A 22,936-nucleotide genomic window follows, 5' to 3' on the forward strand; every position below is an offset into this window, starting at 1 on the left:
ATTTCTTTCACTGTTTCAACAGCATACCGAATATATCCTCAGGATTAGAAAGTGAGTTTAATAAGCCGGAAATGGCAAAGCCATAAATACCAAGCTTGCTTAAAGCCCTCATATCTTTAATTTGAATACCACCTATCGCTATGATTGGAATATTAATACCTGATACTTTCATTTGAGCAAGAATCTGTTCATAACTCAAAAGACCAAGAATGGGGCTCAATTTTTCTTTAGTTTGTGTGAATGCATAAGGCCCCAAGCCAATATAATCAACCTGTTCCCCGCTACGCTTTACCACATCGTCAAAAGTATTGGCTGTACCACCAATTATTTTATCCCAACCTAAAATCTCTCTTGCCACAGTAACACTTCCGTCCTGAAGTCCCAGATGCACACCATCACTATCTAAATCCTTTGCCAACTGAATAAAATCATTAATGATAAGTCTGGATTGATAAGATTTACATAAAACTTTAGCACTCTCAGCTTCGCGATAAACCCAGTCCAGAGGTTTGTTTTTGATACGTAGTTGTATCCAGGTACAGCCAGCATCCAAAGCTTTCTGGACATTTGTGATGTGAGAGCCTCTACTATCTGGTTGTGATATATATTGAATTTTTGAAATCATATTCCCATTTTCTAATGGTAAGCCAACAAAGTAGAATTACTACTTAACGCTTTCTCCACATATTTTTTTCCTTGCTTACATGCATCAACTAAATCTAAACCTAAAGCAACATAAGCCGCTATAGCAGAAGACAGTATACAGCCAGACCCATGTTTCTCCCAAAGCTGCTTATTGGAGTTAAGTATTGGGGTTTTTATCTTTTTTTCAAATAACAGATCGATACCAAAATGCTTTTCATTATGTCCTCCTTTCAATAAAATATTTCCATATACCGACCAGAGCTCAGCTGCCTCTTCAGTATCCTCATTGCCACTCAACCATCTCATTTCATTATTATTTGGAGTGAGTAAATAAAGTTCCGATAATATGCTTTGCCATTTTTGCTTCGGCATATCGTCTTGGAACCGAAAACCTGAAGAACTTTTAATAACCGGATCGACAATAAGTCTGATCGTCGGATCCCTTTTTTTGAGTTGCTTTATAATTTGGCAAAGAACCTCTGTTGACTCTACAATCCCAATTTTACATACAGATATATCATATTTATTTAACAGGATATCAATATTTTCTATAATCTCATTTAAAGAAATCCAGGAGATGGAGTATATCTTTTCATGATCCTGATGTGTTAAAGCGCTAACAATACCAAAAGCGTATACTTTTAACGCTTCTAATGTTTTCACATCAGCTAATATCCCTGCTCCGGCACTCGGGTCAAAGCCCGAAATCACTAAAACATGTGGCCTTTTATCTTCGGTCATTTCCATAAATTTTTAAATGCGTTAAGGGCTTGTTTAGGTTCCTGCCATATATAGCCCAGAAATGCAGCTCCCTTAAATCCATACTGCTCCAGTGTCTTATAATTACAGCTACTTAATCCTCCTAATCCTATAATATTAAATTGGTTAATAACATTATTTAAAGATCTACTATAATTAAATTCAGTTAAATAGTCCGGTTTAGAAATACTATTAAACACCGGACCAAATAAGGCATAATGAAAGGTTGCGATTTCTTCTATGTCTTTCAATTGATGCAAAGAAGAGCTTAATGTAAACCCGTCTGCTTTTAGTTTTAAAAGCGTTTCACGACACAACACACGTCTGTTCTTCTCAGGAAAATGCAATCTCTTTATCTCAAAATGCACCGCAAGCTCATGTTGCTCATGCAGAACTATACGAGATAAATATTGCGGCCTAATCTTTTCAAAAAAGGCTCCAACCTTATTTTGCTGAAGTCCAGGTTTACGAAAATGAAATAATTCCAATCCCTCGTCAAAAAGGGCATTCACTATATCCGATTCACCTGTAAATAATTCCGGAGAAGAAATGACGATAATTTTCATACCTACAAATAGATTTCGCTTCCCTTGTCTTTAAACTGCTCCGATTTCTCCGCCATTCCCGCTTCCAAGGCTTCGTTGTCTTCTAACCCCTGCTCTTTTGCATAAGTACGTACATCCTGTGTTATTTTCATTGAGCAGAAATTTGGGCCGCACATAGAACAGAAATGGGCAATTTTAGCTCCATCTGCAGGTAAAGTCTCATCGTGAAATTCCCTTGCTGTGTCGGGGTCGAGAGAAAGGTTAAACTGATCTTCCCATCTAAACTCAAACCTAGCTTTACTTAAGGCATTATCTCTATATTGTGCTCCTGGATGTCCCTTAGCCAGATCTGCGGCATGTGCAGCTATCTTATAGGTAATCACCCCATCTTTAACATCTTTTTTATTTGGTAACCCCAAATGTTCTTTAGGAGTCACATAACACAACATGGCAGTTCCGTACCATCCAATCATCGCTGCACCTATTGCCGAAGTGATATGATCATAACCGGGGGCGATATCCGTGGTTAATGGCCCTAAAGTATAGAAAGGAGCTTCTTCACAATATTGCAATTGCTTCTCCATATTCTCTTTAATCATGTGCATAGGAACATGCCCTGGTCCTTCTATAATTGTTTGAACGTCATGTTCCCATGCAATTTTAGTTAACCCTCCCAAAGTTTCCAGTTCAGCAAATTGTGCAGCATCATTGGCATCAGCTAAACAACCGGGTCTCAGCCCGTCGCCCAGAGAGAAAGAAACATCATAAGCTTTCATGATCTCGCATATCTCCTCGAAATTTGTGTACAGAAAATTCTCTTTATGATGCGCCAGGCACCACTTTGCCATAATAGAACCTCCTCTTGAGACAATACCTGTTATTCGTTTAGCTGTCAATGGAATATATCGTAACAAAACTCCCGCATGGATGGTAAAATAATCGACGCCTTGCTCAGCCTGCTCAATCAGCGTATCTCTGAATATTTCCCAGGTCAAGTCCTCAGCTTTACCATTCACTTTTTCCAGAGCCTGGTAAATCGGAACCGTTCCAATAGGCACTGGCGAATTCCTGATAATCCATTCACGGGTTTCATGGATATTTTTCCCGGTAGACAAATCCATAATTGTATCCGCTCCCCATCGGCATGCCCACACTGCTTTTTCTACTTCTTCTTCAATTGAAGACGTAACCGCCGAATTTCCGATATTGGCGTTGATTTTCACCAAAAAATTGCGCCCTATAATCATAGGCTCTGCTTCCGGATGATTGATATTTGCGGGAATTACTGCCCGACCTGCTGCAACCTCTTGTCTTACAAATTCGGGTGTAATAAAGCCTTTTGGTGTTAATGCACCAAAGCTATTTCCTTCATGCTGCTTCCCAAGGGTTTCATACCGCTCACCCAAACTATCTTTTAATATTTCTATCTGCTGGTTTTCGCGGATAGCGATATATTCCATTTCCGGAGTAATAATTCCTTTTCGGGCATAATGTAATTGAGTTACGTTATTGCCTGTTTTGGCTTTTAACGGATTGGCGTTTCTCACAAAACGTAAATGATCCAGTTTTTCATCATTCAATCGTAGTTTCCCATAATCAGAACTGATATCATCTAAACGATTTACGTCTTTCCTATCCAAAACCCATTGCTCCCTAAGTCGTGGAAGCCCTTTCTTTACATCAATCTGAATATTCGGATCCGTATAGGGTCCACTTGTGTCATATACTGTTACAGCTTCATTTTTTTCAGTTAAGCCAAATCCGTTATGAATCTTGGTATCGCTTAAGGAAATCCTCCGCATAGCCACATTGACGTTGTGTATTTTGCCTTTTACATAGATTTTCTCTGATGCCGGAAATGGATCTCTTGATATCAAATCCAAATCCTTCTTTGTTGTTTCCATATGTGTATGCCTTTATTTTGTTTACTGGATAGTTAGGAATTTCATTTACTGAATTGAAATCAACCTCCCTGTGTAGCTTTGATAAGAGTTAAAGAATCATTTTCCTGGATTTGATGATTTGCCCAGCTGGACTTATCAATAATATCCTGATTGACTGCTACAGCCATTCCAAACGATTGCTGTTGGGGAAACAACGTTTGCATCAATTGCAGAATAGTAATCTGTTCCGGTACTTCGTGAAATTGATGATTGATCTTAATTTTCATTCCTATCGGTTTTAAATTATAAAACCTTAGGAATGGCCAATATGAAAAAGCCAAACAGAGCTAATAGCTTAGCTCTTACTTTTCCCTTCGGCAGTATGAACTGCATCAGGTTCGGAGGGTATAATCTCAGCCCACAAATATGGGACACCCCTAAAGTTTGTTCCAAAACTAGGTATTATTTTGAGAATAACAAATTATGTTCGGAAGACATTGACAGAAACATCTAGCCAAATATCTGGATTGGTAAATAAAGATATTGTTCCACAGCCTTCACACAGGGTTACAGAAATACCTCGCTTGATCAGTCACAATATTGATATGATATCATTAAACCCGAATAACAACAAATCCCCGTGGGTCTCTCGTAGGCTGCAATAAAGAACAAATAAGCACCTAAACCCGTCTTTGTTGAAACTCTAATTTTCTATCGGAAGGCCCTGTAAAAACTTAAAAATCCAATCTACAGGTCGTCAGGGACATGTACCTTTTCTCATTATTTTTGCGTATATTAGTAAGTGGAATTATGTTGAATACCCTGCCTCAAACGTCTTTTAATTTGTTTTTACCTTTTTCTATTTTTTACCCCAACCAAGATTTTATAACTCCACCTATCATCCACCTATAGTCCACCTTTCATCCACATATACTCCACGGTATCTGGCTTATACCTTGTACTATCCTATAGCTATTCCTTTACTATACCCCGCTTTATAACAATAACATAATCAAATAAAAAAGAGGGTAACTAAAAAGCTACCCTCTTCAATCTCAAAACAAAAGAGATTACTATTTTAAATAAATTATCGCCTTTTCTAACGCAGATTTTAATCCCTCTGGATTTTTTCCTCCCGCTGTTGCATAAAACGGTTGTCCACCACCCCCACCATTGATTTCTTTAGCAAGTTCCCTGATGATTTTTCCAGCGTCCAAACCTTTTTCCTTAACCAGATTATCGGAAATCATCACAGTCAAATTCGGTTTACCGTCTATGTTTGCACCCAAGACCAAAAACAGGTTATCTACAATATCTTTTAGTTGATAAGCTAAGTTCTTAATCGCTTCAGCATTAGATAAATCTATTTCTTCCGCAATTAAATTTACATCATTTACTACTGTTACTTTAGACTTTAATACGTCTTTCAGAACCGAAGCTTTTTCTAACACGGATTTTTCGATTTCTTTCTTTAGTTTATTGTTTTCTTCCAATAAAGATTCTACACTTTTTGTAAGATCCTTAGGGTTCTTCAACAACTCTTTTAAAACCGCTAAAAGTTGAGCCTGATTATTTATATATTCTTCTGCTTTATCAGCAGTAATAGCTTCAATTCTTCTAACACCTGCAGCAACGGCACTTTCAGATACAATTTTGAAGTAACCGATTTGCCCGGTTGCCTTTACGTGAGTACCACCGCAAAGCTCTTTCGAATAGCTATCATCAAAAGTAATTACGCGAACGTAGTCACCATACTTCTCACCAAACAAGGCTGTTACTCCACTTTCCAGGGCTTTTTGGTAAGGTACATTGCGTTCCTCCTTTAAAGGAATATTCTCTCTAACCTTTTGGTTAACGATAGCTTCAATTTTTGCGATTTCCTGCTCTGTAACTTTAGAAAAATGAGAAAAGTCAAAACGCAGTACATCCGCATTAACCAAAGATCCTTTCTGGTTCACGTGATCCCCCAACACTGCTTTTAAGGCAGCATGTAACAGGTGGGTTGCAGAGTGATTATTTTCCGTCAATCTTCTGGTATGAACATTAACTTTTGCTATAAAGGTTGCATTTAAATTATGAGGTAAGACATCAGCAAAATGAATAATCAAGCCATTCTCCTTCTTGGTATCATTGATTATTATACTTTCGTTTTCATTTTCCAAAACGCCGCTATCGCCTACCTGACCGCCACTTTCTGCATAAAATGGAGTCACATCTAATACCAGCTGGTATTGTTCTTTACCTTTAGCTTTAACTTTTCTGTATTTTAAAATTCTGGAAGTAGCAACTACCTCGTCATAACCAACAAATTCTACTTCATCATCTTCGTTCACGGTTATCCAATCCCCTGCATCTATAGCTGTTGCCGCTCTCGAACGCTCTTTCTGCTTTTGTAATTCCGTATCGAAACCCGCCATATCAACAGTTAAACCCTTCTCCCTCGCCATTAATTCGGTAAGATCAATTGGAAAACCGTAAGTATCATATAATTCAAAAGCGAAAGCCCCGTCAATTTGCCTATCCTGGTTGTCCTGAATATACTTCTCGAAACGGTTGATTCCATTTTCCAAAGTTCTCAAAAAGGAGTTTTCCTCTTCCAGAATTACTTTCTGAACAAAATCCTGTTGAGATATCAATTCATCAAAAACCCCCTTAAACTGCGCAGCCAATAAAGGCACCAGCTTATTTAAAAATGGTTCCTTAAAGCCCAGATACTGGTATGCATAACGAACCGCTCTTCTCAGGATACGACGAATAACATAACCTGCTTTGTTATTTGATGGCAATTGTCCGTCAGCAATAGCAAAAGCAATAGCTCTGATATGATCGGCCATTACACGCATAGCAACCGCTTGTCCCCAGTCTTTATCATCAGGAGTAGCAGCGGCGTTGTATGGTATACCGGCTGATTTAGAAATAAAGTCAATGATTGGTGTAAAAACATCAGAATCGTAATTAGATGTTTTACCCTGGATAACACGTACAAGGCGCTCGAATCCCATTCCAGTATCCACATGTTGCGCAGGAAGCTTTTTCAAAGAACCGTCTTTTAAACGGTTAAACTCCATAAATACATTATTCCATATTTCAATTACCTGCGGATCATCAGCATTTACCAAAGTCGCACCGTCTACTTTTGCTCTTTCCTCGTCAGACCTGTTGTCAAAATGGATCTCAGAACACGGACCACAAGGCCCTGTATCTCCCATTTCCCAGAAATTATCTTTTTTGTTTCCTTTTAAAATCCTGCTTTCAGGAACAAATGCTTTCCAAAAATCATAAGCATCCTGATCCATTGGTAACCCCTCTTTCTCGTCCCCTTCAAAAACAGTTACATATAAACGATCTTTATCCAATTTAAGAACATCCGTAAGCAATTCCCAGCTCCATGCTATAGCTTCCTTCTTGAAATAGTCACCAAAGCTCCAGTTTCCAAGCATTTCAAACATGGTATGGTGATAGGTATCTATACCTACCTCTTCCAGATCATTATGCTTTCCCGAAACGCGTAAACATCTTTGCGTATCGGCAACACGAGGATATTTTATAGGTGCTTCCCCTAAAAATAAGTCTTTAAACTGGTTCATACCTGCATTGGTAAACATCAATGTAGGATCATTCTTAACAACAATTGGTGCTGATGGAACTATTTGATGGCCTTTAGAAGCGAAAAAGTCTAAAAAAGCCTGACGAATTTCTTTAGCAGTCATACTCATAATCGCTTGCAAAGATAAAATATGAAACGTATTTTTTCCTATGTTTTTATATTCGAACAGATATATTCTTTGGCAAATTAGGATTTGATATATTTTTCTAACTAATTTGTGGCGTTTTTTCTCAATTAACTGAAGATATACTGATGAAATTCCGTCTACAATACGTAAACTTATTATTTATATTTATAACGATAATATCCTGTCAATCAAACAGTAAAAAAGAAGGCAAAATTAAAAACCCACATAACTTCGAATCTATTAAGGGAATCACCTTTCATGAGGTAAAGAGAAGATTTGAGAATGGTCTTTCCTTTGATACTATCGGCTTTCAGCAGGAGCCCCAATGGATACTCAGATTTCAACGCAACGATTCTGTAGAGGTTTATTCCTATGAGCTTAAAAGGTTAGTTGGCTTCTATCTTCACCATGACCATGATAATTATTATAATTTCGCAAGAGAATGGTTTGCAGTAAAACTGTTATCCAAAGACAGCATAGTATTGCAAAGACTGGAAGTTAAAAGTCTGCGGGTAAAAAATGATGCAAGATCAAATGTTTATATGACATTCTATTCCGAGAATTATATGGACAAAGTATTGCATAAAACCAAAGAGGAACTTACTAAACCAAGCGCAAAAGACACTGCTTTTGTAAGAGAAAGAATTGCTCTGGCTAATGCACATCCTTTAGATTCGACTTATCTTTTCGCTGCCCGGAATCCGGTAAAATTGGAAAGTAAAAGTAAAGCCATTACAGTTGAAAAATTCTCTTCCTTTGATCCGTTGACTAAAAGCAGTTCTTATGACTATATCTATCCGGAATACAAAATTGAAATAGCCAATGCCTATAAAAAATTCAATTATGCTTTTAGGGTAATCGTAGATGTTTATGGTAAAATTACTGTTTATGATTTTCCTACCTATGAAGAAGATACCAAAGAAAACATGAAGAAGGTGTTACAGGGAATCTGTGATATTTATTTAAGCAATTTACTTAAAATAACGCCCGGGAGCACTTTAGGTATCCCCCAGGCGTCATTAATAACTGTGTATGTGAAAGGGAAAGATTAATTTTCCCCTTTTTCTTTTTTCTCAGGTTTAGGCATGATGTATCCGTAAAAAGATATATTGGATCTTTGATTACTGTTTACACTTAAAGTTGCATAACCGTTTTCAGATATAGACAGTGCCATGGAATTTATTTCTTTGTAATCAGTTGGCACAATAACTATTTCCCAACCGCCTTTTTTACCTAATTTCTCTTTATACTTAAAATTCTTGGAAGTAAATTTTATACCTCCTTCGGTAGGATCCATGGGTGCTGTATATGCGCGGCCATAGAAGGGCAAATAACTTTCAATTTGCGTTTTTCCAACCTTCAGGTCATATTCACTGGTTAAATTGATATTTGTTCCTCTTTGGCTTAAAGCACTTTGTGCTACAAAAACATATTCCTGATCCTTAATAAGCTGTTTTAACTTATCGCCCTTTACTTGAGCAAAAAGCGTAACGGAACCCAACAGAACCGTTATTACCAAACAAACGGGCATTTTTATAAACTTCATATTGCTTGAATTTTAATCTATATACAATAACGACGAAACACCCCTTATGTTTTGATAATTAACCTTCTACAAAAATTTCCGTACCATTTTCTGTCGGATGGCCAGTACAAATCAATACCCGTCCCTTTTCCACCTCATCGTCAGTCAATATCTCATTATAATCCATTCTCACATTGCCCTTTATACAATTGGAAGTACATGTACCACACATTCCAGCGCGACATGAATAAGGAAGATTAATCTTATTTTCAAGCGCTACATCTAAAATCCGCTTGTTGTAGGGAATATCTAAATCATAGGTTTTACTCTGAAAATGTAATTTAATCGTGTATGTGTTTGTATCAACAACCTTTTCTGTTTGGTCATCATCATCGCCTTCATCTTCTGGCAATACAAATGTTTCTCTCTTTATATTTTGAGCCGGAAATCCCATTCCCAATAAGCAGATCCGACATAAATCCATATAAAATATAGGCCCGCAGGTATAAAACAATGCCGCGCTTCTATCAAATTCCAATTCGTTCCTGATAATCTCTTCGATATAGAAACGGTTCAAACGGGCTTTCAATAAATTTTTGCTATCACTAAAGATCCAAATAATATGTAAGCGATCCGGATACTTTGCCTGCCATTGTCTTAGTTCGTCGATAAAAAGTGTATTATCCTCTGCTTTATTACTGTATACCAGAACTATTTTCGATTTGCTTTCCCTAACCAACGCTGTTTTAAGAATAGCATATAACGGTGTAATCCCTACACCTGCGGCAAAAAGAAACACGGTTCGCTTTGTACCCGGTTCGGTTTCGTAGACGAACAAACCATTGGGGTCCTGAGCAGTCAGTATATCCCCAACTTTAATTTCGTGATGTAGGAAACGCGATATTTCACCATTATCTATTCTTTTAACAGTAATACTTAATTGCTGATCCACATCGGGTGAACTGTTTAATGAATATGACCGTCTGATTTCTCTTTCCCCAAAATGAAATATCAATGATAAAAACTGACCTGCTTTGTAAGAAGGGAAATTGCTGCTTACCGGAACTAGCTGAAAAGTAATGTTATCTCCAGGCTGAGAAATAATATCGACAATTTTTAACTGATGCATTTCTAAATAATAACTGACATCAGCAAAATAGGAATTTAAGGGAATATTGAGGTAAATTTATTGTAAGAATAAAACTTTCATAAGTCCATTGATTTATCAATAGACATGAAGTTTTTGATGGCTTCCAGTACAACAGACACTTTAAGAAAAAAGGCTATTTAGAATAAGAGATATTCTCTATTTAAATAGCCTTTAATTACAATTAGTTAGTTTGAGTCGCCTCAGTTGCTAATTGCTTTCTCTTTGTTTTAATGTACTGATTTTGCTCTTCGTTAAGCACTTTGTAATAAGCTGCTGTACGATCTTTAGTTAATTTTGCAATCTCAGCCTTTTTTTCATCTTCCGATAAAGCGGTATTCGCTTTAACCTTCTTCGACTCAGCTTTAAAATCGTCCATTAATTTGTTAATAGCGGCCTTCTGCTCCGGCGTCGCTTTTAACTCATCTAAGAACTCCTGAGAATAATAAGGGATTTTAACAGCAGGTTTCTGATCCTGTGCATAAGCGGACATCAAAAGTCCCATAGCTAAAGAAGCTGTAACAAAAAATCTTTTCATTTTAAATTTAATAGTTACACCAAATTCATCTATTTTTTTTAAATCTGCAATACGAATTTAATATTTTTTTTATTTTTTTTTCTTTCAATGGTTTTACACATATGAGTATATTAGTCGCATAATTTAACGCTCGCTTTGGTTAACCTTTTTACTTATAAAACTCCGCGCAAATATGCGACGGACTTTAGAAGCTATTGTACCTCTACCAATCTAAAAAACGTGTACTTGTTGAGCATTTGCTCACTAGCAATCAATGTATTTAATCGCATTTTTGCCTTATTTTTTTGGCGGGATGTTATGCAATTGGCTAATTTCAGGGAACTTTCTTTATTAAACTGGATTCAAATAACTACTGCAACCACATTTTTAATTTTATCAAGAAAAGCCTATAAAAGTAATTGGTCAAGAAAAAAGAAAGACACACTCTCTTTTGCTTTTATGCTGACAATATTATTAACTACATTTTCCGTTAGTTATATAGTTTCCTTGTATAATACAAAAAATACGCTTACCGTCTTTTTAATTGGAATTGTCACCGTCTCCTTATTTTTTGTTATCGAATACCGTAAAATAGCCACTGCAGCAGCAATTATTTCCAGCGTGTTTGTGCTGTCTATTATTTTTATTCCTATCTCTGTAAATCAAAAAATAATGAATGTATATGCGGGCTTGTTTTTAGGCTTTGTTCTACTTTGCTTTTCACGGTACAATTATTATTTCAAATCGCAACACTTTGTAAAAATAAAGCAATTAGAAGAGAAAAATAAAGAGATTGAGATACTGAACAACAGAAAGAAAGAGATTTTAACCTTTGTTGCACACGATCTACGTAATCCTCTTAGTAACATCGAAATTTTAAGTGAAATGATTTCGGAGAAATACGATCCAAATCTGGTTGTATTGATTACGAAGTCTGCCATTCAAGCGCAAAAAATTATACAAGATTTAATAGAAGCAGAAAAAGAACATGAAGAATCTATTTCGAGGCAACAGGTTAATGTATTCACTTATATTAAGTCTATTATCGATAAATGGAGAATAGATAACTCCAGAAAAATATTATTAATAAATAATACCGAGGACATAGATATAGAAGTTAATATTTCTAAAATAGAACGTGTAATTGATAACCTGATAAGTAATGGTTTGAAATTTTCTCCCAAAGACAGCAATTTAGAGATTTTACTCAATCAGGATGATTTCTTTGTTGATATCACCATTAAAGACTATGGAATAGGCATCCCTAAGGACCTGCAACAACATTTATTTGATCAGTTTTCCGCCGCAGGAAGAACAGGCTTACAGGGAGAAAAATCTATTGGATTGGGATTGCATATCTCGAAAAAGATTGTAGAACAACATGGCGGAACAATCTCTGTGCTCAGCAGCGAGAACAAAGGAACAGCATTTACTATAAAACTCCCTATTGCGTCTTAACAGTCGATTCTCCGCTTGACATAATCGAAGACTACCGTAATTTTTCTTTTTATTACAACGCAAAGGAAAAAATTCAAGAGATTATGCGTTTGTCTTTCACTATATCGGAGGTTCAGGTTCAATTTTTTGGGGTTGATTATAGCCAAAACTAGAGCAGCTTTGCCGGTTTACTTAGATTCCCTCAGCACTTTTCCTGCGATTTTCTTTTGTATCGTAAGAGTAACGTAAGACAATCGTAAGCCTTGTAAGAGGGATGGTACGGAGAAGTGAAGGAGAAACGGAAAAGAAACAAAAGAAATACGAAGAAGGATTAGCTCAAAGAGCCTATCTTTTATATTCCTAGCTCAATATAAAACAGATTTACGAAATACCTGTTTTTAAATAAACTTCACTCAAACATATGTATCTTTAGTTTTGCCATTTTCATTAAAAAAATATTATGTCAAACATTGGATTAATTATAGAAGAACGGGCCGCTGATATTGGAAATTTTTTAGTGGGCAGGCTATTACCTTTCCGCCAGAAAAGAGCTGTTGGACCTTTTGTTTTCATAGATCACATGGGGCCAGCTGATTTAAAAAACTATCAAAATCTGGATGTACCCGCTCATCCTCACATAGGCCTATCTACTTTAACTTATTTATTTGAAGGTTCCATTATGCATAGGGACAGCTTAGGAACTGAAATGGAAATTACACCCGGTGCCGTAAATTGGATGACCGCCGGCAAAGGTGTTGTCCATTCTGAACGGACTCCCCAGTATCTAAGGCATTCGGATAAGCGTCTTCACGGATTACAAATATGGGTGGCTTTACCTAAAGATTTAGAAAACTTAGACCCTAGCTTTATACATATCGAAGCTAAAGATATCCCTCATTGGGAAGAAGGTTCTACGAAAATTAAACTGATTGCTGGTGAAGCCTTCGGAAAACGATCTCCGGTTCCCGTTTATAGCAAGCTTTATTTTCTCGAAATCATAGCTTCTGAAGATACGACCTTAAATATTGGAAATGATTTATTTGGTGAAAGCGCTTTATATATATTAGAAGGCGAAATCGAAGACGGAGGAAATACTTATGGGCCAAAACAGATTTTAATAGCTAAGGATGCCAAGTTATGTCAGTTTAAAATGCTGGCGGGTACTACTGTCTACATTTTTGGTGGTGAGCCATTTCCAGAGGAACGTTATATATTCTGGAACTTTGTTAGTTCAGATAAAGAAACGATAGAAAAAGCTAAACAAGACTGGGTAGCACAAAGGTTCCCAAAGGTTCCTAACGAAACAGATTTTGTTCCTTTACCCCAAAGTAATGTAAAATAAAAAAAGCTTTCAACGCTGCAATATAGGATTCTTATCATCGCAGGACTCAAATAAAGTAGTCAAACTAATAAAAACTGATTTCCAGAGTTTATTAGTTTGATTACTTTATTTACCAAATACAATTTATGAGAAAATTTGCTTTGCCATGGTTCCTTTTTCTCTCAGATCTTTATAAATATCAAAAGCTTCTTCTAACAGATGAGGTGTTTGACCTCCCCTTTCACACGCTCTGTCAAAATAATCCAGCAAATACGAGCGATATGAAGGATGTGCGCAGTTCTCTATTATTATCTTAGCTCTCTGACGGGGCGCCAGGCCTCTTAAATCTGCCAGTCCCTGTTCTGTTACTATAATATCTACATCATGCTCGGTATGGTCTACATGAGAAACCATAGGTACAATACTGGTTATTTTTCCACCTTTTGCAATAGACTGTGTTACAAAAACGCTTAGGTATGCGTTTCTTGCGAAATCTCCTGATCCTCCGATGCCATTCATCATATTGGTACCAGCGATATGCGTAGAATTTACGTTTCCATAAATATCACACTCCAATGCTGTATTTATCGAGATTACTCCCAGTCTCCTGATCACTTCCGCAGCATTACTTATATCCTGGGGACGCAAGATTATTTTATTACGATATTTATCGAAATTATCGAAAACCTTATGATAGTATTCTTCTGAAACTGTGATGGAAGATCCGGAGGCAAAATTCAACTTTCCTGAATCCAACAAATCAAATGTACTATCCTGCAATACTTCAGAATACATAGTCAGGTTTTCAAAATCCCCCTCTATAAATCCGTTCAAAACCGCATTAGCTACTTTACCTATACCAGCTTGCAAAGGCATCAGTGATTTTGTAAGGTTTCCTTTCTTTATTTCGTCATTAAAAAACCCAACTAAATGCTTCGCAATAGCTTTTGTTGTTTCATCTGCAGGCGCAATCTCTGCAGGGCTATCCTTTTTATCTGTTAGAACAATTCCAATCACTTTATCTACCTCTATAGGTATTGCTATTGTCCCTACTCTACTATTTGCTTCTACGATATGTATTTCTGATCTGTTTGGATATTCGCCGGGAGAGCATATGTCATGAACTCCTATTATATCCAGTGAAACCGAGGTATTAAGTTCTATAATAATTTTATCTGCCAAGGCTGCGAAAGCCGCGGAATTACCCACAGAGGTAGTAGGAATTATACTACCGTCTTCCTGAATTTTTGCTGCTTCGAGAATTGCGATATCTATTTTTGGAAAGTTATTGGCTTTGAGTAGGTTTGCCGTTTCTCCCAAATGCTGGTCTATAAACAAAACCTCACCGTCATTTATTGCTTTACGCAAAACGGTATCTACCTGAAAGGGCAACCTAAGGTGTAATAATTTAGCCGCAGCTAAAGCTCCATCTGTACCATGTCCAAGAGAAGCTCCGGTCATTAAGGTAATTTTGAGAGGATCAGTTTGGGCTCTTTGTACCAATGCAGACAATACCGCTTTACTATCTCCTGATTTTGTAAAACCGCTAGATGCCACAACCATTTTGTCTTTAAAAAATGAAGCAGCCTTTTTATCGTCAATTATTCTCTCGCTTAGTTCTTTGTGTAAAATTCTTTCTCCAGCCATTTTAAATAGTCGAGTTGATCCTATACAAATCTATTATGATTTATTTCTTAACTACAGCGACATAAGTAAAATGTTTGTGGTATAAAGCAGGATCTTTTAAACGAAGACATGGCTAACCAAAAGGTTAAAAGTGAAGTCAGACTTCCTAAGACCGGAGTCTGACTATACTATACCTGCCTCTACTTCCTCATATTAATTACTTGATGCGTTACGAGAACGAATATTATTAATGAAGCCATCTATATGCGATAGATAATCACTGCCATCGGCTTTTAAAGTCTTTACAAATGCAGATCCTACGATTGCTCCATTTGCATATTTACTTGCCCGCATAAAAGACTGATTATCTGAAATTCCAAAACCAATAATTAAAGGGTTTTTCAAATTCATTGATTTCACTCTTTCGTAATATGAAGTAATTTTATCTGACACATCTAAGGCACTTCCCGTAGTAGCAGAAGATGACAACAGATAAATAAATCCAGATGACAAATCATCAATTTTTCGGATTCGTTCTTCTGAGGTTTGCGGCGTTACTATAAAAATATTGCTTAAACCGTTGTCCAGAAAATCATTTTTGTATAATTCTTCGTATTCATACATTGGTAAATCCGGAACGATAATGCCGTCAACCCCAACTTCACGGGCTTTTGTACAAAATTCTTTAACTCCATATTGAATCATTGGATTAACATAGCCCATTAATAAAATAGGAATGTTTACTCTTTTGCGTAAGTCTTTTAGCTGTTCGAAAAGGACTTTGACTGTCATTCCATTCTCTAAAGCTCTTTGCGAACTGGCCTGAATTACCGGTCCATCAGCTACGGGATCTGAATATGGGAAACCTATTTCCAGAAAGTCTGCTCCTGCAGCTTCTAGTTTTTCGGCTATTCTTAGTGTAGCATCCAGCTCAGGATATCCCGCTGTAAAATATATAGATAGAATATTCTCTTTTTTCTCTTGAAAAAGCTTTTGTAATCTGTTCATTTCGTGTTTCGTTGTTCGTGTTTCGTTTCTCGTTATTCGTTCCTCGTTATTCGATGAACTAAAAAGCGACAGACGATATTTTATAAATTAAAATACTTCATAAAAGTTGCCAGGTCCTTATCTCCTCTTCCCGACAAACAAACCACTACATTTTCACCACCTTCGAATTTCATTTTCTCCAACTGAGCCAATGCATGTGCCGATTCTATTGCCGGTATTATTCCCTCTAGTTTTGACAATAACATACAAGCCTGCAAAGCTTCATCATCCGTAATACTTACATATTCGGCTCTCTTCACTTTATGTAAATGTGCATGCTGAGGCCCTATTCCAGGATAATCCAAACCGGCAGAAATAGAATATGGTTCTACTACCTGACCATCTTCTGTTTGCATTAATATTGTTTTTGAACCATGTAACACCCCTTCTTTTCCTAATTTTGATGTTGCGGCAGAATGTCCTGATTCTATACCCAATCCGGCAGCTTCAGCAGCAATCAGTTTAACATTTTCATCATCAAGAAAATGATAAAACATTCCCATGGCATTACTTCCTCCGCCCACACAAGCCAACACATAATCAGGAAATTCTGATCCGGTATGCTCTTTTAATTGCTTTTTGGTTTCTTCGGAGATGATTGATTGAAATTGAGCTACCATCTCTGGATAAGGATGGGGCCCCACTACCGAACCTATAATGTAATGAGTATCTTCCGGATTGTTTATCCAGTCTCTCATTGCCTCATTTGTAGCGTCTTTTAAGGTTTTACTTCCAGACGTAGATGGTATAACCGTTGCTCCCATCATTTTCATACGAGCTACATTTGGAGCCTGACGTTCTATGTCTATCTCTCCCATATACACTACACATTCCAACCCTTTTAACGCACACACTGTAGCCGTTGCTACGCCATGCTGTCCGGCACCTGTTTCTGCTATAATCCTCTTCTTACCTAGTTTTTGGGCCAATAAAATTTGCCCTACTGTATTGTTAACTTTATGCGCTCCGGTATGGTTAAGGTCTTCCCTTTTCAGGAAAATATTCGCCCCGTATCTTTCAGATAATCTTCTGGCGTAATAAAGTGGCGAAGGGCGTCCAACATAATCTTTCAATAAAGATTTAAACTCTTTCTGGAAATCTTCGCTTGCAATAATGGATTCATAATTCAATCTTAGTTCTTCTACATTCGGATAAAGCATCTCAGGAATGTAAGCTCCTCCAAAATCCCCATAATATCCATTTTCGGATATTCTGTATTTACTATTTCCCATGTTATTCTCTTATATTTTTTAATGCTTTTTCAAGCAGTTCTACATTTTTTATTCCCGGTTCTATTTCAAATTTCGAATTCAGATCAACAGCATATAGTTGTGAATGATTCAATTCCCTGGCCTTTTCCAGGTTTTCAACATCTAGTCCACCGCTCAGGAAGAAAGGTTTGCTTAGCTGGTATTTGTTTAAAATATCCCAGCCAAATGTTTTACCTGAACCTCCGTAATTTATTGTTTTTGTATCGAACAAAAAGAAATCAACTACATCTTCGAAAGCTTTCAGACTTTCGAAATCAAAATTTTCATCAACACCAAAAGCTTTGATAATAGAAAATCCCTCTTTCTTAATTTCTGTACAAAACTCGGGACTTTCATCTCCATGTAATTGAACGGTGGAAATTCCATATATTCTGCTAAATTCCACTACTTCATTTACATGTGCATTTACAAAGACTGCTACTTTTCTTATCCGCGGATCGATATTTTGTATATGCTGTCTTTCGAAATCGAGCCCTACAAATCTTTTTGATTTTGGATAAAAGATAAATCCCATAAAATCCGGAGACAGGGCTGAAACTTCAGCAATATTTCTTTCATACTTCATCCCACAAATCTTAACCTTCATCTCCTAGTTTGAAATTGATATTAATTTATTAAATGACTTTTTGGCATTACCGGATAGTAACGACTCCTCTGCCTTATAATAACAATCGGCAAATGATAAACCCGGCTCCATGGTATTAATCGCCAAAGCCGCATTTACTAAAACCACATTATTTTGTTCTGTTGTTGCCTGATTATTCAATACATCCTGAAAAATACTGGCTGAATCTTCCACGGTAGACCCTCCGGCTATGGTTGAAGGATCTATCTTTTCAAAACCCAGAGATTCTATCTGATAAATTTTCTCTCCGCCATTAGAAAAGACTTTGAAGTCGCAGGTTAAAGAAACTTCGTCGTATCCTTCCAGTGCATGAAGAATGGTGTAATTTGTATTAGATTGCTGATATAGATAAGCGTATAATCTCGCTAACTCTAGACTAAATACACCTACTATTTGGTTCTGTGGTTTGGCCGGATTAATCATCGGTCCCAACATATTGAAAAATGTTTTTATCCCCAACGCTTTTCTTATTGGAGCTACATTTTTCATAGCCGGATGAAATAATGGAGCATGTAAGAAACAGATTCCAGCCTGATCGAGGCTCTTATGCAGCGCGCTCATATCGTTCGTAAACTTATAGCCCAGATATTCCATTACGTTAGACGATCCACAACCCGAGGAAACCCCGTAATTACCGTGTTTAGCAACATGATATCCAGCTCCTGCAACAACAAAAGAAGCCAGCGTGGAAATATTAAAAGTGTCCTTGCCGTCTCCGCCTGTACCGCAAAGATCTATCAGGTTAAACTCCTTATTCAAATCTACCTGAAGGCTTAGCTCGAGCATAGCGTCCCTAAAACCAGAAAGTTCTTCTATAGTGATGTTCCTCATACAATATGCGGTAATAAAAGCCGTCATCTGGCTTTCATTAAATGCTCCTGAGGTCATTTTCGTCAGAATTTCTTTAGACTGTTCGCGAGTAAAAGTCTTATGTTCGAATAGTGTGTTTAATATCTGTTTCATACGTCTATTTCCTTATCTTTTTTATCAGATGGACTTATAATATTTCTTAAAAACGCAATTAAAAAAAAAGGGCAACCAAATTGGCAGCCCTTCAAGTATTTTTATGTAGTTATATACAGCAGGTTGCCTACGATAAATCGCAGATCCACCAACCAATATTTACTACAGTGTTTACCATTTCTTTACTTATGTTACAAATATGATAATTAATTCAAAAGTTTAAAAATATTTTTCAAGAATTATTTATCGTTCGCTGTTTTTTTCTTTGTTTCTTTTAAACCTGCAACCGGCATATTAAAAATCAGGGTGGTATCTGGTTTATATACCCTCATAGCGAAATTTCCTTCCGGCTTTAATATCGGCATATTATCCTCTGGCTGTGATGCTATCCGCTGATGCATCCTCACCGAATCCTTTAGCCTAAAAGGACGTTTGTCCAATTTCGGAGCGGGTAATTCTATCCGCGGTTTAGCATCTTCTTTTTCCTGGGAAAAAGACAATGTACTTGTTGCAAGCAACAATATTAAAAGTAACAGCTTCTTATTCATATACAAGCGTTTAACTAAAACAAGATATAAATTACACCTGTCAAATCAAAACGGATATATCAGCTTCTGCTTGCTCAACGAAACCTATTTATTTAGAACCAATGCTACTTTATCAGAGGATCTTTTTCTTTTGCAAAAACGTTATAAACTAATTTATCCAGTACAGACGGTAAAAATTTCTGCAGAAAAACGGTCAGCTTGCCTTGTCCCGTCATAATCAAATCGCGCTTTCTCTTCTGTAATCCGTTTACAATTATTTTTGCCACTTCTTCCGATGTCATCATTTTACCTTCATCCATACTGGTTTCTCCCTGCGAAACGGCATTTTTATTCAAAGCGACATTTCGGATATTTGATGCTGTAAATCCGGGACAAGCTGTCATTACATGCAAACCAGTTTTCAGATTCTCTACCCTAAGAGATTCCAGAAAGCCATTCATTGCAAATTTCGATGCTGAGTACCCGGTTCTTCCCGGCAAACCTTTATATCCCGCTATTGAAGATACACCTATAACCGAGCCTTTAGATTTTAGTAGTTCTGGCAACGCATATTTTGTACAATAAACAGTTCCCCAGAAATTGATATCCATTATCTGTTTCAGTACCTCTAAATCCAAATCATTGAATAAAGCCCGCATTGATATTCCGGCATTATTAACCAAAACGTCAATGCTCCCCATCGAATAAACAGCCTGATTTATAAAATTTTGACAATCTTCTTCATTAGTCACATCCAATTGTATAGCTAATGATTTTACTCCATATTTTTTAATGATATCATCAGATATCTCACAAAGCTTTACATATTGTCTCGCTCCCAAGACTACATTTGCTCCACGGCTTGCAAACTCTTCCGCCAAAGATTTCCCTATTCCGCTGGATGCTCCTGTTATTAAAACAACTTTATTTTTTAAGTCCATTATTTCGATTTACTGAAATTCGTAGATAATTATTTCATGAGGGTGTTTTCGTAAGGTACTCTGGTTGCAATAGATCTTCCAAGAGTTATTTCATCTGCATATTCTATTTCTCCCCCGAAAGCAATTCCCCTTGCAATTGTGCTTATTTTAATATTAAAATCTTTCAATTTTTTATGCAGGTAGAAAATGGTAGTATCGCCTTCCATTGTCGCACTAAGGGCAAAAATAATTTCCTGGATCTCTCCTGATTTTATTCTCTCCAAGAGAGATTCTATTGTCAAATCTGCCGGGCCAATGCCATCCATAGGCGAAATCAGGCCATTTAATACATGATATAATCCCTGATATTGGTGCGTATTTTCTATAGCCATTACATCCCTCGTATCTTCTACCACACAGATTATTGTGGAATCTCTTTTTGGTGAAAGGCAGATTTCGCACACATTATTATCAGAAATATTGTGGCATTTCTGACAATATTTAATATTGTCTTTTAGCGTAGTGAGACTGTTACTGAATTGATGCACTTCAGCCGAGCTATTTTTCAGTAAATGAAGCACCAAACGTAAAGCTGTTTTCTTACCTACTCCGGGCAATTTGGAAAACTCTTCAACTGCGTTCTCTAATAGTTTAGAGGAAAAATTCATGGTGCAAAAATACGGAATATATAGCTGAAATAATTAAAAGAGTCTAAAATCATAAGCCTTCTTGCTTGATAACATTTTGAATTCAACAGCTATTGCAGAACTGTTGTAAGGCGCATTTAGCGGTGATCTTCCTTAAACTCCATCATTTCAAAACGCTGGCTAAAAATCAAAAAAAAATTTATATTAAGAGCTTTGTACCAGCACTATACGGATAAAAACAGCATTCCAGCAATGGAAATTTACTTTATAAACAAAACTTATTAGGTATAAATCTGTATCTTAATTTGGGATTAAATTGAAGATTATATGGTTAATGACGATAAAATAAGAAGTGCTTTTGAAAATAAAACATGGCAAGAGATTAAGGTTACCGATTCGTGGCAAATCTTCAAAATTATGGCCGAATTCGTGGATGGATTCGAAAAATTAGCAAAGATAGGCCCCTGCGTTTCCATATTTGGTTCTGCAAGAACTTCCCATGATAACAAATATTATCAGATGGCTGTAAAGATCGGCGAACTATTAACTGAAAGAGGCTATGGGGTGATTACAGGAGGCGGCCCCGGAATTATGGAAGCAGGAAATAAAGGAGCCTTCGAAGCTGGGGGGAAATCTGTTGGATTAAATATTGAATTGCCTTTTGAACAGTTTCACAACAGATATATAGACAGGGACAAATTAATGGAATTTGATTATTTTTTTGTTCGCAAGGTAATGTTTATGAAATATTCGCAGGGATACATCGTATTACCTGGTGGCTTTGGTACTTTGGATGAACTTTTTGAAGCCATCACTCTTATCCAAACCGGTAAAATTGCCAGATTCCCTATTGTTCTTGTCGGATCTGACTATTGGAAAGGTCTGCTTGATTGGGTGGAGCAAACAATCTTAAAGGAAAAGAATATTAGTCCAGAAGATTTAAACCTGTACCGTATTGTGGATACAGCCGAAGAAGCAGCGGAACATATCTTCAGATTCTATGATAAATATGTACTTAAACCCAATTTTTAGTTTAATCTGTGCTTAATTTTCAAGTTTGGGTCTAAGAATCAGACTATAATTCCGTTCTAAAAGGGTGACTATATTACACCAATTAGGAGAGGGTATCCAAAAAGACTAAAACAGTTGATATTTCAACAACAAATAATGTTTTCTGATACCCTCTTTTATTTTGGTTCTTATTTAGCTCTTCCGCTCTCTTTATCTTTCTTCCTTCCGATAAGATAACCTGTTCCGGCTCCCAACACACCACCTATTGCTGCTCCTCTACCATCTTTTTTATCTATCAGGATACCTGTTACGGCTCCGGCACCAGCGCCAATTGCCGCACCTTTAGCCGCAGCGCTCCAACCTTTCTTTTGTTGCTGAGCAGTAGCCGTACCACTGCTTGTTGCCGCAGCTGGGGTATGATTAACTACTGTCACGTTTTTTGTCGCACTGGCTCTACCTTCAGCCCTTGCCTGTTCCAATTCCCGCTCTTTTAAAGCTTCTTCTTTTTTTGCGGCTTCTGCGCGTTCAAAACTATCCAGTTTTAAACTGTCTCTAATAATTTTTACCGAATCTTTAATCGTAAATGTGTTATGCGACCCCGGCGAATTATTAGCATTGCCAGAACAAGCCGAAACTCCGGCAGCTAAACCCATTATTACTATTAACTTTTTCATCTGTTTAATTTTTAGTGTCCGGTACAATTTTTAAATTTTAAGGACTCAGCTATTAACTCTTCCTCTCTAATTTTATTGTACTGTATTTCCCTCACATAAGAAAAAACGATGC

Annotated in this window: 22 protein-coding genes and 1 riboswitch; of the genes, 4 read left to right on the top strand and 18 right to left on the bottom strand. The window is 36.9% G+C overall.

What is annotated here, in order from left to right; translation table 11 throughout:
* Nucleotides 1-7: 7 nt before the first annotated feature.
* The 6 genes from PEDSA_RS06910 to alaS all read right to left on the bottom strand — a co-directional run bounded on the left by PEDSA_RS06910 (nucleotide 8) and on the right by alaS (nucleotide 7,542).
* A complete protein-coding gene (locus PEDSA_RS06910) occupies nucleotides 8-625 on the bottom strand; it encodes a thiamine phosphate synthase (RefSeq protein ID WP_013632447.1) in 618 nt (205 codons plus the stop codon).
* A gap of 11 nt (nucleotides 626-636) precedes the next feature.
* Nucleotides 637-1,386 (bottom strand): hydroxymethylpyrimidine/phosphomethylpyrimidine kinase, encoded by a 750-nt coding sequence (locus PEDSA_RS06915; RefSeq protein WP_013632448.1) that lies wholly within the window; start codon nucleotides 1,384-1,386, stop codon nucleotides 637-639.
* Nucleotides 1,383-1,970: a thiamine phosphate synthase gene (locus PEDSA_RS06920; protein ID WP_013632449.1), complete on the bottom strand. Its 588-nt coding sequence runs from the start codon at nucleotides 1,968-1,970 to the stop codon at nucleotides 1,383-1,385. Before PEDSA_RS06920 ends, PEDSA_RS06915 begins: the two co-directional genes overlap by 4 nt.
* 2 nt (nucleotides 1,971-1,972) lie before the next feature.
* Nucleotides 1,973-3,853, bottom strand: a complete 1,881-nt coding sequence (thiC, locus tag PEDSA_RS06925) for a phosphomethylpyrimidine synthase ThiC (protein WP_013632450.1) — start codon at nucleotides 3,851-3,853, stop codon at nucleotides 1,973-1,975.
* 59 nt (nucleotides 3,854-3,912) lie between these two features.
* Entirely contained in the window at nucleotides 3,913-4,119 is a 207-nt protein-coding gene (gene thiS, locus PEDSA_RS06930; protein WP_013632451.1) for a sulfur carrier protein ThiS, read from the bottom strand.
* Nucleotides 4,120-4,184: 65 nt separating this feature from the next.
* Nucleotides 4,185-4,281, bottom strand: a riboswitch (TPP riboswitch).
* A gap of 624 nt (nucleotides 4,282-4,905) precedes the next feature.
* Nucleotides 4,906-7,542 (bottom strand): alanine--tRNA ligase, encoded by a 2,637-nt coding sequence (alaS, locus tag PEDSA_RS06935; protein WP_041536999.1) that lies wholly within the window; start codon nucleotides 7,540-7,542, stop codon nucleotides 4,906-4,908.
* Between the two features lie 149 nt (nucleotides 7,543-7,691).
* Here alaS and PEDSA_RS06940 point away from each other — a divergent pair, with 149 nt between their 5' ends.
* Entirely contained in the window at nucleotides 7,692-8,618 is a 927-nt protein-coding gene (locus PEDSA_RS06940) for a hypothetical protein (protein ID WP_013632453.1), read from the top strand.
* Here the strand turns inward: PEDSA_RS06940 and PEDSA_RS06945 are convergent.
* From PEDSA_RS06945 to PEDSA_RS06955, 3 genes are all read right to left on the bottom strand, one after another.
* Nucleotides 8,615-9,112 (bottom strand): DUF4251 domain-containing protein, encoded by a 498-nt coding sequence (locus PEDSA_RS06945; protein ID WP_013632454.1) that lies wholly within the window; start codon nucleotides 9,110-9,112, stop codon nucleotides 8,615-8,617. The genes PEDSA_RS06940 and PEDSA_RS06945 overlap by 4 nt on opposite strands.
* A gap of 58 nt (nucleotides 9,113-9,170) precedes the next feature.
* A complete protein-coding gene (locus PEDSA_RS06950; protein WP_013632455.1) occupies nucleotides 9,171-10,220 on the bottom strand; it encodes a 2Fe-2S iron-sulfur cluster-binding protein in 1,050 nt (349 codons plus the stop codon).
* 202 nt (nucleotides 10,221-10,422) lie between these two features.
* A complete protein-coding gene (locus PEDSA_RS06955) occupies nucleotides 10,423-10,776 on the bottom strand; it encodes a lipase secretion chaperone (protein ID WP_013632456.1) in 354 nt (117 codons plus the stop codon).
* A 297-nt stretch (nucleotides 10,777-11,073) separates the two neighbouring features.
* On the opposite strand from PEDSA_RS06955, the gene PEDSA_RS06960 reads away from it, so the two are divergent.
* Together PEDSA_RS06960 and PEDSA_RS06965 are read left to right on the top strand one after the other, a co-directional pair.
* Nucleotides 11,074-12,213, top strand: a complete 1,140-nt coding sequence (locus tag PEDSA_RS06960) for a sensor histidine kinase (protein WP_013632457.1) — start codon at nucleotides 11,074-11,076, stop codon at nucleotides 12,211-12,213.
* Nucleotides 12,214-12,652: 439 nt separating this feature from the next.
* Nucleotides 12,653-13,534, top strand: a complete 882-nt coding sequence (locus tag PEDSA_RS06965) for a pirin family protein (RefSeq protein WP_013632458.1) — start codon at nucleotides 12,653-12,655, stop codon at nucleotides 13,532-13,534.
* Nucleotides 13,535-13,657: 123 nt separating this feature from the next.
* Here PEDSA_RS06965 and PEDSA_RS06970 read toward each other — a convergent pair whose 3' ends face one another.
* The 8 genes from PEDSA_RS06970 to recR form a co-directional block, all read right to left on the bottom strand.
* Nucleotides 13,658-15,160, bottom strand: coding sequence for a succinate CoA transferase (locus tag PEDSA_RS06970; RefSeq protein ID WP_013632459.1), 1,503 nt, complete (start codon nucleotides 15,158-15,160; stop codon nucleotides 13,658-13,660).
* A 192-nt stretch (nucleotides 15,161-15,352) separates the two neighbouring features.
* Nucleotides 15,353-16,147 (bottom strand): tryptophan synthase subunit alpha, encoded by a 795-nt coding sequence (trpA, locus tag PEDSA_RS06975; protein ID WP_013632460.1) that lies wholly within the window; start codon nucleotides 16,145-16,147, stop codon nucleotides 15,353-15,355.
* Between the two features lie 80 nt (nucleotides 16,148-16,227).
* On the bottom strand, nucleotides 16,228-17,418 hold the full coding sequence (gene trpB / locus PEDSA_RS06980; protein ID WP_013632461.1) for a tryptophan synthase subunit beta: 1,191 nt from the start codon (nucleotides 17,416-17,418) through the stop codon (nucleotides 16,228-16,230).
* A gap of 1 nt (nucleotide 17,419) precedes the next feature.
* Nucleotides 17,420-18,043, bottom strand: a complete 624-nt coding sequence (locus tag PEDSA_RS06985) for a phosphoribosylanthranilate isomerase (RefSeq protein ID WP_013632462.1) — start codon at nucleotides 18,041-18,043, stop codon at nucleotides 17,420-17,422.
* Nucleotides 18,044-18,046: 3 nt separating this feature from the next.
* Nucleotides 18,047-19,045, bottom strand: coding sequence for an anthranilate phosphoribosyltransferase (gene trpD / locus PEDSA_RS06990; RefSeq protein WP_013632463.1), 999 nt, complete (start codon nucleotides 19,043-19,045; stop codon nucleotides 18,047-18,049).
* A gap of 239 nt (nucleotides 19,046-19,284) precedes the next feature.
* Complete coding sequence (locus PEDSA_RS06995; RefSeq protein WP_013632464.1) at nucleotides 19,285-19,593, bottom strand: hypothetical protein; 309 nt, start codon at nucleotides 19,591-19,593, stop codon at nucleotides 19,285-19,287.
* 104 nt (nucleotides 19,594-19,697) lie between these two features.
* A complete protein-coding gene (locus PEDSA_RS07000; protein ID WP_013632465.1) occupies nucleotides 19,698-20,513 on the bottom strand; it encodes an SDR family oxidoreductase in 816 nt (271 codons plus the stop codon).
* A gap of 29 nt (nucleotides 20,514-20,542) precedes the next feature.
* Complete coding sequence (gene recR / locus PEDSA_RS07005; protein WP_013632466.1) at nucleotides 20,543-21,160, bottom strand: recombination mediator RecR; 618 nt, start codon at nucleotides 21,158-21,160, stop codon at nucleotides 20,543-20,545.
* A 306-nt stretch (nucleotides 21,161-21,466) separates the two neighbouring features.
* On the opposite strand from recR, the gene PEDSA_RS07010 reads away from it, so the two are divergent.
* Complete coding sequence (locus tag PEDSA_RS07010; protein WP_013632467.1) at nucleotides 21,467-22,171, top strand: LOG family protein; 705 nt, start codon at nucleotides 21,467-21,469, stop codon at nucleotides 22,169-22,171.
* A 167-nt stretch (nucleotides 22,172-22,338) separates the two neighbouring features.
* Here the strand turns inward: PEDSA_RS07010 and PEDSA_RS07015 are convergent, their stop codons facing one another.
* On the bottom strand, nucleotides 22,339-22,824 hold the full coding sequence (locus tag PEDSA_RS07015; RefSeq protein ID WP_013632468.1) for a YMGG-like glycine zipper-containing protein: 486 nt from the start codon (nucleotides 22,822-22,824) through the stop codon (nucleotides 22,339-22,341).
* Nucleotides 22,825-22,936: the final 112 nt, after the last annotated feature.

The sequence above is a fragment of the Pseudopedobacter saltans DSM 12145 genome, from assembly GCF_000190735.1.
Lineage (GTDB): Bacteria > Bacteroidota > Bacteroidia > Sphingobacteriales > Sphingobacteriaceae > Pseudopedobacter > Pseudopedobacter saltans.